This window comes from Halostella litorea, from assembly GCF_004785955.1.
Classification (GTDB): Archaea; Halobacteriota; Halobacteria; order Halobacteriales; family Natronoarchaeaceae; genus Halostella; species Halostella litorea.
The window spans coordinates 950614-964721 of sequence record NZ_ML214300.1; the positions used below are offsets into that span (position 1 = coordinate 950614).

Consider the following 14108-nt stretch of genomic DNA (forward strand, 5'->3'; position numbering starts at 1 on the left):
CGACCGGTCCCGCGGCTTTTGCCCCGCCGCGCCGTACGCCGTGCGATGGCTCCCGACATCGCTATCGACGCCGACTGGAACAGCCTGTACATCGACGGGGAGTGGGTCGACTCGGCTGGCGACGGCGAGATAGCCGTGACGGACCCCTCGACGCGCGAGACGGTCGCGCGGGTGCCCGCCGGCGTCGAGGCGGACGTCGACGCCGCGTACGAGGCCGCCGCGACCGCACAGGACGAGTGGGAACGCGCCCCGCCGAGCGAGCGCGAGCGGGTCGCACGGGAGTTCGCGCGGGTCCTCGGCGAGTACGAGGACGCGATCGTCGACCTGCTGGCCCACGAGGCCGGCGGCACCCGGATCATGGGCGAGACGTCGGTGCGGCTGGCCTCGGACCAGGCCGCCGAGGCGGCGACGCTCCCGCGCCGGATGAAAGGCGAGCAGGCCGCCTCGAACGTCCCTGGCAAGGAGAACTTCGTCCGGCGCGAGCCGGAGGGGGTCGTCACTGTGATCTCGCCGTGGAACTTCCCCCTCAACCTCTCGGGCCGGGCGGTCGCGCCAGCGATCGCCACCGGGAACGCCGTCGTGCTCAAGCCCGCGTCGAACACGCCGGTCGCGGGCGGGCTGCTCATGGCCCGGCTGTACGAGGAGGCGGGGCTGCCGGAGGGCCTGCTCAACGTCGTCACCGGTCACGGCTCGGAGGTCGGCGACCGGGTCGTCGAACACCCCGAGAGCGACGTGGTGACGTTCACGGGGTCGACGCCGGTCGGCCGGGGCGTCGCCGCGGCCGCGGGCGAGAACCTCTCGGTCGCGTCGATGGAACTCGGGGGGAACAACGGGCACGTCGTCACCGCGGACGCCGACGTGGAGGCGGCCGTCGACGCCGCCGTCTTCGGCTCGTTCGTCCACCAGGGGCAGGTGTGCATCTCGATCAACCGCCACATCGTCCACGAGGACGTGTACGACGAGTACGTCGAGCGCCTGACCGAGCGCGCCGAGTCGCTCCCGGTCGGGAGCGCCCACGACCCCGACACCGTCGTCGCGCCCGTGATCGACGAGTCACAGCGCGACGAGATGCTGGGCTACGTCGAGGAGACGGTCGACGCCGGCGCGACGCTGGAGACCGGCGGCGAGACGATTGCCATGGACGGGGTGGACGACTCGCTGCTCGTCGCGCCGACGGTGCTCTCGGGCGTGGAAAACGACATGGCCGCCGCCTGCAACGAGCACTTCGGCCCCATCGCGCCGGTGATCCCCTTCTCGGACGTCGACGAGGCGGTCGCGATCCACGACGACACGCAGTACGGCCTCTCCGGCTCTGTCCACGCGGGCGACGTCGGGACGGGACTGCGGATCGCCGAGCGGCTGGACACCGGGATGGTCCACGTCGGCGACCAGCCGGTCAACGACGAGGCCCACGTCCCGTTCAGCGGGACGAAGGCGTCCGGGGTGGGCAGCTACAACAGCACGGATATCATGGACGAACTCACCGAGAAGAAGTGGGTGTCGGTCCAGCGCGAGCCGCGGGAGTACCCGTTCTGACCCCGCGTTGCCCGCTATAACTGCACCGTCCGCCCCGCCGTCGCCAGCGGCTCGTACCCGTCCTCGGTGACGGCGACGAGGTCCGTCATCGCCACCGCGCCGCCGTCCGGGTCCGACACCGACGGCGTTATCGCCAGCACGGTCCCCGCCGCCAGCGCCGCGTCCGCCGTCAGGTCCGGCAACTCCCGCGCCGCGAGGCCGACGCCGTGGCCCGCGCTCGCGGGGAGCGCGTCGTCGGCGAAGCCGTACGCGCCACATTCGATCATCACCTCGTCGCGGACCGTCGAGGCCCGCATGCCGGCTTCAAGTTCGCGGTACACGGAGTCGAGCGCCCGCTCGACGGCCAGTTGGGCGCGGCGCTCCCAGCCGCCCTCGCCGTCGACGACGAACGTGCGGGCGAGCGCGGCGCGGTAGCCGCCCGGCTCCCGCGGCGCGACGCGGACGACGACGGTCTCGCCGGGGCGGACTGGGTCGGCGGGCGAGCGGCCGCCGCCGACCGATATTCGGGTGGCGCTCGCGGGCGACGCGCCGGCCCCGACGACGGCGTCGTCGACGGCCTCGCGCAGGCGGGTCGGAGTCAGCGGCTCGCCCTCGTGGCGGAGGTCGCCGTCGCCGACCGACGCCGCGGCGAGCAGGTCCCGGGCGCGCTCGACACCGGCCTCGGCGGCGACCCCCGCGGCGGCGACCCGCTCGCGCTCGGCCGGCGACTTGACGACCCGGGCGCGCTCGACCGCGTCCGTCGACGCCACCTCGTAGCCCGCCCGCTCGGCGTACAGCGCCGCGTCGTGGGGCACGTGGCGGGGCGTCAGCACCGTCCCCGAGACGCCCCGCTCGCGGAGCGTGGCGACCGCTCGCTCGCCGACCGGGCCGTCGGCGACGTCGACTGTCGCGTCGACGCCGTCGAGCGCCGCCGCGTCGGCCAGTGCGGGCGGGACGACCACCGTCACCTCGCCGTCGGCGTAGGCGTACGCGGCCTCGCCGGCCGGGAGCGGGCCGACGCAGTACCGGAGCGTCGGCTCGGCGGCGTGGCCGGCGTGGAGGAACGCGGCGGCGTCGCGCTCGGCGAGTTCCGCCTCGACGGCGGCGGTGTCCAGCGCCGCCATCCCGTTACTGGGCCTCGAGGGGCTCCTTCGCCTCGTCGATGAGCTGCTCGATGTCCGTCTCGGTGGGCTCGTTGTGGAGCAACACGTCGACGGGCAGGGTCGGCGCGCCGTCGACGAGGTTCTCCAGCAGGACGAGCCGCTCGCGGGCGCGGCTCATCCCGACGTAGAACACGCGTCGCTCGTTGTCGGTCAGCGTCGGGACGGGGCTGGTCGTCTTGGTAAACTCCTCGCAGCCGGGGACCGCGGTCGGGTCCTCGACGGTCGCGGCCATCTGCTCGACGACCTTCTCGGTGAGGTCGGTCCCGACGAACACGTGGTCGGCCTCGCGGCCCTTCGCGCTGTGGATCGTGCCGACGCGAACGCGGTCCCGGTCCATGTCCGCGTACTCGCCGGAGGCGAAGTACGCCTTCATGCTCTTTTTCTGGAAGCTGGTGACCTTCCGGACCATGTCCGAGGCGGCGGTCGGGGCAGGCATGAACGGCACGTGGTCGCCGATGACCTCGGAGTCGATGGTGATCTCCGCGAGGTCGTCCGTGTCGGCGGCCTCCTCGCGGTCGTCGATGTGGTCGAACAGGTCGTCGCGGTCGTTCGTGCCGAAGGCCGACTCCTGGAGCATGTCGGCGAGCCGGCGGGCCTGCAGCCCGGTGACGTCCTTCCCCTCGTCGACCCGCTCGACGGCGGTGACGTACTGGTCGAGGCGGTCGGTCCACATCCGCTGGTCGGTGAGACACTGGAACGGGACGCCCTCGGTGATGAACTCGTCGATGAACCGGAACATCTGGTAGCGCGCCCGAAACAGGAGCATCAGCGAGCCGTCGTCCGTGTTTATCGTCCGCCGGACGTTCCGCACGAGGTCGAGCATCGACGGGCTCTCGACGGCCTCGACGGTGCCGCCCTCGGTCCGGGGCGAGAGGTTCTTCTCCTGGCGCGTCTCGATGTGGCCGACCTCCTGCTGGACGGTGTGGAGGATCTTCGAGGGCAGCCGGTAGGAGGTGTCGAGGATCACGTCCTCGCCGCCCTCCTCCAGCAGAAGCTGAGGGTCCGCGCCCTGCCAGGCGTACACGACCTGGTCGTCGTCGCCCGCGATGAGGACCCGCTCCAGGTGGGGCTTCCACTCCTCGTACACCTCGTACTGGAGCTGCGTGATGTCCTGGAACTCGTCGATGACGAGGTAGTCGACGCTGGGCTGGAGCGACCGCTGCTGGACGCGTTCGAGCATGTCGGCGAAGCCGGTGAGGTCGTGTTCGCCCTTGTAGTTGCGCCAGGCGCGGATCGTCTCGGGGACGTCGATCCGGTCGTCGTCGCTGGGCCAGGTGGGCGTGTACTTGTTGCCCTCCTGTGCGCGGTCGTCGACATCTGGCGGCAGGCGAACCGTCTCGTCGTCCCACTGGAAGGGGACGTCGTACCAGTCGGCGACGTCGCGGTTCGTCCGCTGGAGCCACTGGCTGGTGGCGATGATCTTGTTGCCGATCGTCGTCGAGCGGGCGGTGCGGCGGCCGGCGCCGCCGTACTCGTCCTCGAACTCGACGCCGTACTCCTCGCAGAACTCCTGTTTGTCGTCCTCGCCGACGACGTCGCTCCGGGAGAGGTCGAGCAGCTCGTACGCCTTCGCGTGCATCGTACAGACGTTCCCCTTCAGCGACCGGGGGTTGGCGTCGAGCCGTTCGGCCAGCCGCTCGCGGACCTCCGCGGCGGCGGCGCGCGTGTAGGAGACGACGAGCACGTCACGCATCTCGACGTCCTCGTCCTCGAGAATGCCCTCGACACGGTCGAGGAGGGCGGTCGTTTTCCCGCTTCCCGGACCGCCGAACAGTCGGGTCACGGCCGTGTCGCTCCGAGTCATTGTCACAGTTCATGCCCCCGACGAATATAAGCCCCGTGGGTTTCGCGCCGTCCCGGCGGGGCGTTCAGAGGCCGTCAGGTGTTGCGCGGGGACCGGGCCTCGCGTACCTCGCTTCCGTCGCGTATCTTGTCCTTGCAGTCCGGGCAGACGCGGGGGTCGTCGACGCCGCGCGGCGTGAACACTCGTGCGTACGCTTCCGTGACGAACGCCCCGCAGTTCTGACATTCCGGCATTTCTATCTCCATCGCTACCTGAAGAAATAATTCGTTATAATTGTATCGCCGTCCGAGACGTCGCGGGTCGGGGTTGCCCCGGATTACGGCTCCGGGCCCCACCCGCAGACCGAGCACTCGGTCGCGGCCTCGTCGTGCACTCCGCCGCACTCCGGACACTGCTTCTTGTTGTACGATGTCTCCCAGTCCACTCGCTCGGTCTCGTGGCCCCGCTGCGAGAGGAACTGGTCGAACACGTCGTCGCCGGAGTCGTCGGGTGCTGATGCCATACACGGTATGGTATGGCACACCAGGCATATAAATCGTAAGGGTCGGACAGATCTCGCCGGAACGGGCAACTCACAACGGGTTTGATGCCGACGGCGAGCGGCGGGGGAGCCGCGTCAGGCGTCCTCCAGTTCGCCGTCCCACTCCTGGTAGCCGCCGGCAAGCGACGCGACGGTGGTTCCCTCGTCGACGCTCTCGTGTGACTCCAGCAGCCGGCCGGCCTGCACCGAACTCTGCCCGACCGGGCAGGCGACGACGACCTCGTCGCCCCACTCGCGCTCGGCGACGGCCGTCGTGAACTCCGCGAACGGCACGTTCTCCGCGCCCGGGATGTGGCCCCGCTCGTACGCCCGCTTCTGGCGGATATCCACGACCTCCACGTCCTCGCCCGCGGCCAGTTTCTCCTGCAGTTCCGCCGGGGTGATCTCCTCGACCATTGCCCGACGGTTGGCGGCCCTCGGGCTAAACGTCTTCGTCCGGCGTACCCCCGTGGCCGCGCCCGGCGCGCCGGGCGGTTTATGCCCGCCGCCCCGCAACGTCCGGACATGACCGACCTGAACCTGGACGCGACGCAGCTCGACCGCTACTCCCGGCACGTCATCATGGACGAGGTCGGGCCGGAAGGGCAAAAGCGGCTCCTGGACGCGTCCGTGCTGGTCGTCGGCGCGGGGGGGCTTGGCTCGCCGGTCATCCAGTACCTCGCGGCGGCGGGCGTCGGCCGCCTCGGGATCGCCGACGACGACGCCGTCGAGCGGAGCAACCTCCAGCGGCAGGTCGTCCACGGCGACGCCGACGTGGGCCGACCGAAGGTCGACAGCGCCGTCGACTTCGTCGAGCGCCTGAACCCCGACGTCGAGGCGGTGCCCCACGAGACCCGCGTCTCGGCCGACAACGTCGCGGACCTGGTCGACGGCTACGACGTCGTCGTCGACGCCAGCGACAACTTCGCCACGCGCTACCTCGTCAACGACCACTGCACGCTCGCGGGCGTCCCCTTCTCCCACGGCGCTATCTACCGGTTCGAGGGGCAGGTTACGACGTTCCCCGGCGGGGAGGAGTCGCCGTGCTACCGCTGCCTGTTCCCCGAAGCGCCGCCGGCGGGGACGGTCCCGGACTGCGCCACGACCGGCGTGCTCGGCGTCCTCCCCGGCACGGTCGGCTGCATCCAGGCCACCGAGACGGTCAAACTGGTCCTCGGCGCGGGCGAGACGCTGGACGAGCGCGTGCTGATGTACGACGCGATGGACATGTCGTTCGAGGAGGTCCCCCTCCGGAAGAACCCGAACTGTCCGGTGTGTGGCGACGACCCGGCGATCGAGTCGGTCCACGACGTGGAGTACGCCGAGACCTGCGCCATCTCCGCGGACTGACGGTCGGCGGCCGTCACGCGCCGTCGACCGCGACCGTCTCCCGGCGGAACCGCTCGCCCGTCCAGCGCCACGACCCGACCGCCGGCTCGTCGCCGGCCAGCGAGACGATGACGTAGGAGGCGTCGGGCCAGGTGGCCAGCGAGCGGTCCGTCTCGCTCGGCCCGGCCGGTCCCCGCGGGTGCGAGTGGTAGAACCCGACGACAGCGCCGCCGTCGCCCTCTATCGCCTCGATCCGCCGGAGCTGTTCCTCGGGGGCCAGTTCGTACCGCGTCCGGGGGGCGTCGGCGACGTTCGCGACCGGCAGCGCCGTCTCGACCCGCCGCCCGTCCGCGCGGGGGCCGTCACCGCCCGACTCCGCGGGACCGCCGAGGACGCCACAGACCTCCGCCGGCGCGCCCGTCCGGGCGTGCTCGACGACCCGGTCGTACGCCGCCCGCGAGAACGCGACCGTCGGGCGGGTCGCCGGCTCCGTCCCGTCCGTCCGCCGGTCCCCGTCGCTCATCGCCGGGCCGCCGGGGCGGAAAGCGGCGACGCCACGTCCGCGGGCGGCCGGTCGAACAGGTCCGGGTGGAGCAGGCCGGCGAGGTGCTCCAGCGTGTCGACCAGCCGCGGCCCCGGCCGGTTCATGTAGTGGTTGCCGTCCATCGCGTGGACCCGCCCGTCGCGGACCGCCGCGATATCGCCCCACGCCTCGCGGTCGGTCAGTTCCCCGGCGTTGCGGGTCGTGCGGTCGAGGTCGAACCCGCAGGGGGCCGCGACGAGCACCTCGGGGTCGTACTCGGCCACCTCGGCGAACTCGCGGGGCCGCGAGCGCTCGCCCGGGTCCGCGAGGCCGTACTCGCCGCCGGCGATGTCGACCAGTTCCGGCACCCAGTGGCCGGCCACCATCGGCGGCTCCATCCAGTCGAGCACGGCGACGCGGGGGCGCTCGGACGCCAGCGCCGCCCGCTCCTCGACGGCGGCGACCCGCGACTGCAGGCTCTCGACCAGTTCCGCGGCGCGGGCCTCGCGGCCCGTCGCCGCGCCGATCCGCCGCACGTCGTCGTACAGGTCGGCCAGGCAGTGCGGGTCGCTCGCCAGTATCTCCGGGTTCGCGTCTATCCCGTCGACCGCCCGTTCGACGAGTATCTCGTCGACGGCACAGACGTCGCAGATCCCCTGCGTCACGACCAGGTCCGGGTCGGCGGCGTCGAGCGCCGCGACGTCGATCTCGTAGACGCCGCCGGTCCGCTCGGCCTCAACGACCTGCTCGTTTATCTCGGCGCTGCTGGCCTCGGGGTTCACCCGCGACCGGTTCATCGACGGCTTGGCGGCCGCCTCCGGCGGGTAGTCGCACTCGTGGGAGACGCCCACCGGCTCGACGCCGAGGGCGTAGACGACCTCCGTGGCCGACGGGAGGAGGGTGACGACGTTCATGCGCCGTCGTTCGGGCCGAACCGCCGTAAACCTGCGCCTCCGCGAGCCGGCGGGCCGCGGACGGGCGGCCTACCAGCTAAGCGGCGACTCGACCCACGCGAGGTAGACCAGCGCCGTCCCGACGAACGCCAGGCCGGCCTCGGGCAGGAGCACGTACTCCACGCCGAGACCGGGAATCAGTTCGCCGGGGCTCCCGGCGGCCCGGGCCTTCCGACCCGCGCTTATCAACCCGATCCCGACCACCAACACGCCGAGGGTCGACGCCGCGAGCGTCAGGACCAGCCGCGCTCGTCGGGACCACGTTCTGACGGCCGTGCGGACTTCGTTCGCTCCCATACCCCCGCCGACAGTTCGTTCGGGTTTTGTTATGCGCCGTTTTCCGGGGCGTGTGCGGCGAACTCCGTCCGCTGCGGGGGCTCCGCAGTACTGCGATCCGAGGGGGACACGGCGAAAAATCGGACGGGGCGACGCGCCGGCGGCCCGGACGCCACGACGGAGCCGTCAGTCGAGGTCGTACAGGTCGCCGTACTTCTCGGTGGCGTAGTCGAGGAAGTAGTCGGCGGTAAAGGCCTCGCCGGTCGCCTCCTCGACGAGGTCCGGAGTCGTGTACCGCGCGCCGTGCCGGTGGACGTTCTCGGTGAGCCAGTCGTGGAGCGGCTCGAACTCGCCCTCGCGGACCTTCCCCGCCAGGTCGTCGATGTCGTCCTCGGCGTGGGCGTACAGCTGGGCGGCGAGGACGCTCCCCAGCGAGTAGGTGGGGAAGTAGCCGAAGCTGCCGTGGCTCCAGTGGATGTCCTGCAGGCAGCCCTCGGCGTCGGTGTCGGGCCGGACCCCGAGGTACTCCTCGTACTTGTCGTTCCAGGCCTCGGGCACGTCCTCGACGTCGAGGTCGCCCTCGATGAGTTCGCGCTCTATCTCGAACCGGACGACGATGTGCATGTGGTAGGTGAGCTCGTCCGCCTCGACGCGGATGAGGTTGTCCTCGTACACCTCGTTTGCGGCCTCGTAGGCCTCCGCGGGCGTCACGTCGTCTATCTGAGGGAATCGCTCTTTCATCGTCGGGAGGAACCGCTCCCAGAACGCCGCCGAGCGGCCGACGTGGTTCTCCCAGAGCCGCGACTGGGACTCGTGGACCGAGAGGTCCCGGGACTCGCCCAGCGGCGTGCCGTAGTGCTCGTCGGGCAGGCCGAGCGTGTACGACGCGTGGCCGAACTCGTGGACCGTCGAGGTGAGCGCGCCGAGGGGGTCCTCGGCGTCGAACCGCGTCGTGACGCGGGCGTCGAACTGCGTGCCCGTCGAGAACGGGTGGGGCGCGGTGTCGAGGCGGCCGCGGTCCCAGTCGTAGCCCAGCGTGTCGAGCACGTCGCGGGCCAGTTCCTCCTGCGTGTCAACGTCGAACTCGCCGTCGAAGGCGTCGAACGCGAGGTCCGCGTCGGACTCCCGGATGTCGTCGATGAGCGGCACGAGCTCCTCGCGCAGCCGTTTCAGCGTCTCCTCGGCCGTCTCCAGGTCGAGGTACGGCTCGTAGTCCGCGAACAGCACGGCGTACGGGTCGGCGTCGGGGTCGATGTGCTCGGCGTACTCCCGTTTGAGCTCGATCAGGTCCTCGAGGACGGGCGCGAACACGGAGAAGTCGTCCTCCTCCTTGGCCTGCTCCCACTTGGGCAGCGCCTCGGAGGTGGTCTCGGATATCTCCTCGACCAGGTCCGTCGGCACGCGGGCCGCGCGCTCGTACTCGCGGCGCACCTCGCGGACGACGGCGGCCTGCTCGTCCGTAAGGTCCGCGTCGGCCAGTTCGTCGAGGTACTCCGCCATCTCGTCGTCGGTGAGGAGTTCGTGGTGCAGCGCCGACAGGGTCGACAGCTGCTGGGACCGGGCGGGCGTGCCGCCCTCGGGCATCATCACCTCCTGGTCCCACTGGAGGACGCTGCTGGCGTTGCCCACGTTGTTGATCCGTTTGACCTTCGCGAGGAACTGCTCGTACGTGTCCGAAACGTCGTCAGCGGCGGCTTCCGTTGCCATCGATACAGGGTAGCGCATCGTTCACTATCAATCCGAGGATTTCGAAACGAAAGGGCGGGCTCGAACGGTCGGCACCATTATGTGATTCGGATTTGATAGCTACGCCGATGAGCAACCCTTCCTCCAACAGACGCCGGTTCCTCGCGGCTGCAGCGACGATGGCCGGCGCAGCGGGGTGTCTGAACGACGACTCCCCGGACGGCACGCAAACGGACGGCGTCCGGGACAGCGACGGCGACGGCGTCATCGACAGCCAGGACTACGCGCCAAACGACCCCGACGTCCAAGCGAAAAGCGACGTCGTCGAGGCGGCGACCGAAGCGGCCGCGACGACCACCACGTCACCGTCGACGGCCCGGGAAACGACGGCGCCGCCCCGCCGGACGACGACATCGCCCACCCGAACGACTTCATCACCCAGCCGGACGACGACCCGGCCCGCCGCGAACACGATAACGGTCACGCGAGGGATGCGCGAATCCGAGTCCGGGATCGTCGAGTACAGCGCCGAGGACGTCACGGCACGCGTCGTGTCCGACGGACCGAGCATCGACCTGCGGGAGGGGTCGAGCGTGAAACTGCTGGTGACCGCGTATCAGTTCCCGCGGGAGGACGCCGTTACCTACGGAGTCAGCGACGCGTTCCGATTGACCGGGACACGGGAGGTTTCGGTCGACGTCGACCTTCCAGCGGCCGATCCGCCGACGGGTGAGCGCGTTCACTACCTCGCCTTCCTGCTGCCGGGCGGGGTCTCCGTCGACGATGCCTCGGCCTCGGACCTCGCGTTCTTTCACGAGTCCGACCCGTTCGTCGTGGCGTCGGACGATGTCACGATCCGTCGTGATTCACACCCGAAAGCGGCCGGCGACGTCTCGGGGGAAGGGTACGAGCGGACGTCGATCGAGGGTGCCTATCGGCTCTCGTTCGAAGGGGAAACGCAGGGGAACGCGTGGTCGAGTGGCTTCTATATTTACAAATCGACGTACGTCGAACGGGCGACCGCACCTCGAGGGCGGTCACGTCCGGAGTACGTTTCCCACGCCCAACAGGAGGGGTTTGCCGACGAACTCGCGCAGATCCTGGCGTCCGACGCCGAGAAAAACGGGTTCACCGAGAAACGGATGCAAGTCGAGTTCGTGATAGACTTCGTCCAGAACCTGCCGTACGTTCCCGACGACGTGAGCACCGGATACGACGATTACACTAAGTTCATCTCCGAAACCGTCGTCGAGGCGGGCGGGGACTGCGAGGACACGGCGATCATGCTCGCGGCGGTGTTGCAGGCCGATCCGTTCAACTACGACATGGTGCTCATTCAGCCACCGGAGCACATGGCCGCCGGGATATACGGGGACGATGACCTCGCCGGGTCGTACTACACGTACGAGGGACGGCGATACTACTACATCGAAACCACCGGATCGGGATGGGGTATCGGCGACAGCCCCGAGCGATATCAGGGGGAGAGCGCGTACATCCACCAAGTCTGAGCCGGATCAGACGCGGGACGCCACGTCGCGATATATCCGGTAGCACCGCTCCAGTACGTCGAGCGAGACGCTCTCGTCGGCCGTGTGGGCCTCGCCCGGTTCGGCGGGGCCACAGACGACACAGTCCGTGCCCGCCTCCGAGAGCCACCCGGCGTCGGTGGCGTGAGGTTTGACGACGCGCTCGGACGACGCCGACTGTGCGTCGTCCGCGGTCGCGAGGACGGCGTCGGCGAAGGCGTCGTCGTCACAGCGCATCGGCGGGAGGTCCTGGTCGACGGTCCACTCGACGCCGTCGACCGCCTCGGCGCGGGCGAGCGGCGCGCGCTCGCCGGGCACGGTCCGCTCGTCGACCGTGACCTCGCAGCGCTCCGGGACGACGTTCCACGCCGACCCGCCGTCGATCCCGGTGACGACGACGCTCCCGGTCACCGTCTCGCCCGCCACCTCGACGGTCGGCGCGTCCATCTCCCGGAGCACGTCGACGGCGTCGCAGGCGCGGTAGACGGCGTTCTCGCCCGCCTCGGCCTCGCTGGCGTGGGCCGCCTCGCCGCGGGCCGTGAGCGTGGACCCCCGGCGGCCCTTGTGGGCGACGGCCACGTCGGTCACGCCCGGCGCGGAGTAGCCGGTCGAGCCCTCGCCGACCACCGCCCAGTCCGGGGCGAACCCCCGGTCGATGGCGTGGCGCGCGCCCTCGCCGCCGGCCTCCTCGCCGACGAAACTGGCGAAGGCGAGTTCGCAGGCGGGGTCGGCGTCGCGGAACGCACACATCGCGGCCGCGACCGCGCCCTTCATGTCCGCCGTCCCGCGGCCGTACAGCCGGCCGTCGCGGGCGTCCACGGCGTAGCCGCCGTCGCCGTCGACCTGCGACCCGTCGGGCGGCACCACGTCGTGGTGCCCGACCAGCGCGAGCGTCCGGTCGCCCGTCCCCCGCCGCGCGAACACGTTGCCGGCGTCGTCGCGCCGCACGGTGGCGTCGGTCTCGGCCCGGAGCCAGTCCTCGATGCGGTCGCCCGCGGCCGTCTCGTCCCCGTGGCTCGGGACCGAGACGAGGTCGCGCGTCAGGTCCGCGACTTCGGTCATGGACGGGCCTGCGGCCCGCGTCACAAAGAGGCTGTGGCCGCGGCCCCGACGCCGCGGTCGGCCGCGAACGGCGGCTCCGCGCGGCTCAGACCTTCTCGTACACCCGCTCTTCCTCCTCGACCGGGTCGACCGAGAGCTTCTCGACCGCCTCGGCGACGTGGCGCGCGCTCGCGGCCTGCTGCTCGCTGGCACTGGCGACGGTCTGGGCCTCCGTCGCGACGGCGTCGGCGGCCTCCGCCAGTTCCTCGACCGTCTCGGAGAGCGCGGTGACGCTGCGGGCCTGCTGGTCGGCCGCCGCGGCCACCTCCTGCATGCCCGCCGCCGAGTTCTCGACGGTCCCCTCCAGGTCGGACAGCGAGTCGACGGCGGCGGCGACCTCCTCCCGGCCCGACTGGACCTGCTCGCTCGCCGCCTCGACGGCCGCCCGGGTGTCGGTCGCCTCCGCCGCGACGGCGTCGGCGGCGTCCTGGACCTCCTCCAGGTCCGAACGCGTCCGGTCGACGAACGACTCCAGTTCGTCGGCGATGGTCGCGGCCGGCCCGTCCCGGGACCCCCGGTTGGCCTCGACCTTCGCGTTCGTCGCCAGCACCGACGTGCGGTCGACCACGTCGCCGACCCGGTCGACGACGTCCGCGATGTCGTCGGCGCGGTCCTCGACCGTCTCGGCGGCGTCGAGCAGTTCCTCCGTGGTCTCCTCGACGGCCGCCAGCGCTTCGAGCGCCCGCTCGCCCGCGTCGGCCCCGTCCTCGGCGACGCCGACGGCGCGCTCGCTGGTCTCCCGGACGTCGTCCGCGACGGACGCGACCTCCTGGGCGCTGGCGGAGAGCTCCTGGATGTCCGCGGCGGCGCTGTTCACGCCGGACGCCTGCCGCTCGGCGTGGTCGTGGATCGTCGACGCGCTCTCGGCGACCGACGCCGACGACTGCTTCAGCTGGACGACCGGCGGCTGGAGGTCGTTCTCGACCTCGTTTGCGATCTCGCGCTGTTTCGCGATGGCGCGTTCGAGCCGCTGGCTGTAGGAGTCGACGTACGTGTCGCTCGCCACCTGCAGGTCGAGGTTGAGGACCCGCAACAGCGCGAGCACGTCCTGCATGCCGTCGTGGATGGCGTCACGGACCGTCCTCTCCAGCGAGTCGTCGAGGCCGTCCTCGTCGTCGCCGTCCTCACCGCCGAGGCCCCGCAGCGCGCTGACGACGCGGTCGAGGCCGGCCTCGTCGTCCTCCCGCTCGGCGACCCACTCCTCGATGGCCGTCACGACCTGCTGCTGGACGCGCTCGTCGACCCGGGTGAGGATGAGGTCGTAGTACAGCCCGTACTGCCCCACGTAGTGTTTGAGCGGCATGTCGAGTATCTCGTGGAGCTTGCCGATGAGCGCCCGGTTGGTGAAGTACTCGTCGTCGTAGTCGCCGGTCGACAGCGACACCAGATACGCCTTCTGCGTGCGCTTTAGCTGCTCGACGTTCTTCGGCGACCGGCCGATGACGTCGACCGTCTGCTCGTACTGGGTCAGGTTGTCGTAGAACGCGTCCGCTATCTCCTGTTGGTTCTCGCGGAGGAGCGGTTCGAGGCTCGCCAGCCGGCGTTTGTCCTCCTCGTCGAAGCCGATGAACTCCTTCCGCCAGGCGATCTCCTCGGCGTCCAAGCCGATCTGGTCCGTGAGCTTGTCGGCGTCGACGAACCTGTTCAGGCCACCTATCCCGAACTCCTGTGACGGGTCCATGTCGGATCCCTGCGACGAGTCCATGTTT

14 protein-coding genes are annotated in these 14108 nt (G+C 70.7%); 3 read left to right on the forward strand and 11 right to left on the reverse strand.

All coding sequences use genetic code 11. The features are described 5' to 3' along the window. Window positions 1-45: 45 nt before the first annotated feature. Complete coding sequence (locus EYW40_RS04930) at window positions 46-1536, forward strand: aldehyde dehydrogenase family protein (protein ID WP_135820480.1); 1491 nt, start codon at window positions 46-48, stop codon at window positions 1534-1536. Window positions 1537-1550: 14 nt separating this feature from the next. Here EYW40_RS04930 and EYW40_RS04935 read toward each other — a convergent pair whose 3' ends face one another. The 5 genes from EYW40_RS04935 to EYW40_RS04950 all read right to left on the reverse strand — a co-directional run bounded on the left by EYW40_RS04935 (window position 1551) and on the right by EYW40_RS04950 (window position 5419). Continuing rightward, entirely contained in the window at window positions 1551-2639 is a 1089-nt protein-coding gene (locus tag EYW40_RS04935; RefSeq protein WP_135820481.1) for a M24 family metallopeptidase, read from the reverse strand. 4 nt (window positions 2640-2643) lie between these two features. Further along, on the reverse strand, window positions 2644-4482 hold the full coding sequence (locus tag EYW40_RS04940) for a UvrD-helicase domain-containing protein (protein ID WP_135820482.1): 1839 nt from the start codon (window positions 4480-4482) through the stop codon (window positions 2644-2646). 74 nt (window positions 4483-4556) lie between these two features. Then, on the reverse strand, window positions 4557-4715 hold the full coding sequence (locus tag EYW40_RS19850) for a DUF7563 family protein (protein ID WP_449271847.1): 159 nt from the start codon (window positions 4713-4715) through the stop codon (window positions 4557-4559). Between the two features lie 83 nt (window positions 4716-4798). Beyond that, entirely contained in the window at window positions 4799-4984 is a 186-nt protein-coding gene (locus EYW40_RS04945) for an HVO_0416 family zinc finger protein (RefSeq protein ID WP_135820483.1), read from the reverse strand. 114 nt (window positions 4985-5098) lie between these two features. Beyond that, window positions 5099-5419 (reverse strand): rhodanese-like domain-containing protein, encoded by a 321-nt coding sequence (locus EYW40_RS04950; RefSeq protein WP_135820484.1) that lies wholly within the window; start codon window positions 5417-5419, stop codon window positions 5099-5101. A 108-nt stretch (window positions 5420-5527) separates the two neighbouring features. On the opposite strand from EYW40_RS04950, the gene ubaA reads away from it, so the two are divergent. Continuing rightward, window positions 5528-6352: an SAMP-activating enzyme E1 gene (ubaA, locus tag EYW40_RS04955; protein WP_135820485.1), complete on the forward strand. Its 825-nt coding sequence runs from the start codon at window positions 5528-5530 to the stop codon at window positions 6350-6352. A gap of 13 nt (window positions 6353-6365) precedes the next feature. Here ubaA and EYW40_RS04960 read toward each other — a convergent pair whose 3' ends face one another. The 4 genes from EYW40_RS04960 to EYW40_RS04975 all read right to left on the reverse strand — a co-directional run bounded on the left by EYW40_RS04960 (window position 6366) and on the right by EYW40_RS04975 (window position 9790). Next, window positions 6366-6854, reverse strand: a complete 489-nt coding sequence (locus EYW40_RS04960; RefSeq protein WP_135820486.1) for a desampylase — start codon at window positions 6852-6854, stop codon at window positions 6366-6368. Beyond that, window positions 6851-7768, reverse strand: a complete 918-nt coding sequence (locus EYW40_RS04965) for a cobalamin-binding protein (RefSeq protein ID WP_135820487.1) — start codon at window positions 7766-7768, stop codon at window positions 6851-6853. The genes EYW40_RS04960 and EYW40_RS04965 overlap by 4 nt, the downstream gene beginning before the upstream one ends. 69 nt (window positions 7769-7837) lie before the next feature. Further along, window positions 7838-8104 (reverse strand): hypothetical protein, encoded by a 267-nt coding sequence (locus EYW40_RS04970; RefSeq protein WP_135820488.1) that lies wholly within the window; start codon window positions 8102-8104, stop codon window positions 7838-7840. 165 nt (window positions 8105-8269) lie between these two features. After that, window positions 8270-9790: a carboxypeptidase M32 gene (locus EYW40_RS04975; RefSeq protein WP_135820489.1), complete on the reverse strand. Its 1521-nt coding sequence runs from the start codon at window positions 9788-9790 to the stop codon at window positions 8270-8272. Window positions 9791-9897: 107 nt separating this feature from the next. Here EYW40_RS04975 and EYW40_RS19855 point away from each other — a divergent pair, with 107 nt between their 5' ends. Further along, complete coding sequence (locus EYW40_RS19855) at window positions 9898-11280, forward strand: twin-arginine translocation signal domain-containing protein (RefSeq protein WP_135820490.1); 1383 nt, start codon at window positions 9898-9900, stop codon at window positions 11278-11280. Window positions 11281-11286: 6 nt separating this feature from the next. Here EYW40_RS19855 and EYW40_RS04985 read toward each other — a convergent pair whose 3' ends face one another. Next, the gene (locus EYW40_RS04985) at window positions 11287-12360 is read right to left on the reverse strand and encodes a M20 family metallopeptidase (protein ID WP_135820491.1); all 1074 of its coding nucleotides are present in this window, start codon (window positions 12358-12360) and stop codon (window positions 11287-11289) included. 85 nt (window positions 12361-12445) lie between these two features. Further along, window positions 12446-14080, reverse strand: coding sequence for a protoglobin domain-containing protein (locus EYW40_RS04990; protein ID WP_135820634.1), 1635 nt, complete (start codon window positions 14078-14080; stop codon window positions 12446-12448). Between the last annotated feature and the right edge of the window lie 28 nt (window positions 14081-14108).

Excerpts from the sequence above, each read along its gene's own strand:
- EYW40_RS04930 (WP_135820480.1), top strand. The coding sequence starts at position 46 with ATGGCTCCCGACATCGCTATCGACGCCGACTGGAACAGCCTGTACATC.
- EYW40_RS04935 (WP_135820481.1), bottom strand. The coding sequence starts at position 2,639 with ATGGCGGCGCTGGACACCGCCGCCGTCGAGGCGGAACTCGCCGAGCGC.
- EYW40_RS04940 (WP_135820482.1), bottom strand. The coding sequence starts at position 4,482 with ATGACTCGGAGCGACACGGCCGTGACCCGACTGTTCGGCGGTCCGGGA.
- EYW40_RS19850 (WP_449271847.1), bottom strand. The coding sequence starts at position 4,715 with ATGCCGGAATGTCAGAACTGCGGGGCGTTCGTCACGGAAGCGTACGCA.
- EYW40_RS04945 (WP_135820483.1), bottom strand. The coding sequence starts at position 4,984 with ATGGCATCAGCACCCGACGACTCCGGCGACGACGTGTTCGACCAGTTC.
- EYW40_RS04950 (WP_135820484.1), bottom strand. The coding sequence starts at position 5,419 with ATGGTCGAGGAGATCACCCCGGCGGAACTGCAGGAGAAACTGGCCGCG.
- ubaA (WP_135820485.1), top strand. The coding sequence starts at position 5,528 with ATGACCGACCTGAACCTGGACGCGACGCAGCTCGACCGCTACTCCCGG.
- EYW40_RS04960 (WP_135820486.1), bottom strand. The coding sequence starts at position 6,854 with ATGAGCGACGGGGACCGGCGGACGGACGGGACGGAGCCGGCGACCCGC.
- EYW40_RS04965 (WP_135820487.1), bottom strand. The coding sequence starts at position 7,768 with ATGAACGTCGTCACCCTCCTCCCGTCGGCCACGGAGGTCGTCTACGCC.
- EYW40_RS04970 (WP_135820488.1), bottom strand. The coding sequence starts at position 8,104 with ATGGGAGCGAACGAAGTCCGCACGGCCGTCAGAACGTGGTCCCGACGA.
- EYW40_RS04975 (WP_135820489.1), bottom strand. The coding sequence starts at position 9,790 with ATGGCAACGGAAGCCGCCGCTGACGACGTTTCGGACACGTACGAGCAG.
- EYW40_RS19855 (WP_135820490.1), top strand. The coding sequence starts at position 9,898 with ATGAGCAACCCTTCCTCCAACAGACGCCGGTTCCTCGCGGCTGCAGCG.
- EYW40_RS04985 (WP_135820491.1), bottom strand. The coding sequence starts at position 12,360 with ATGACCGAAGTCGCGGACCTGACGCGCGACCTCGTCTCGGTCCCGAGC.
- EYW40_RS04990 (WP_135820634.1), bottom strand. The coding sequence starts at position 14,080 with ATGGACCCGTCACAGGAGTTCGGGATAGGTGGCCTGAACAGGTTCGTC.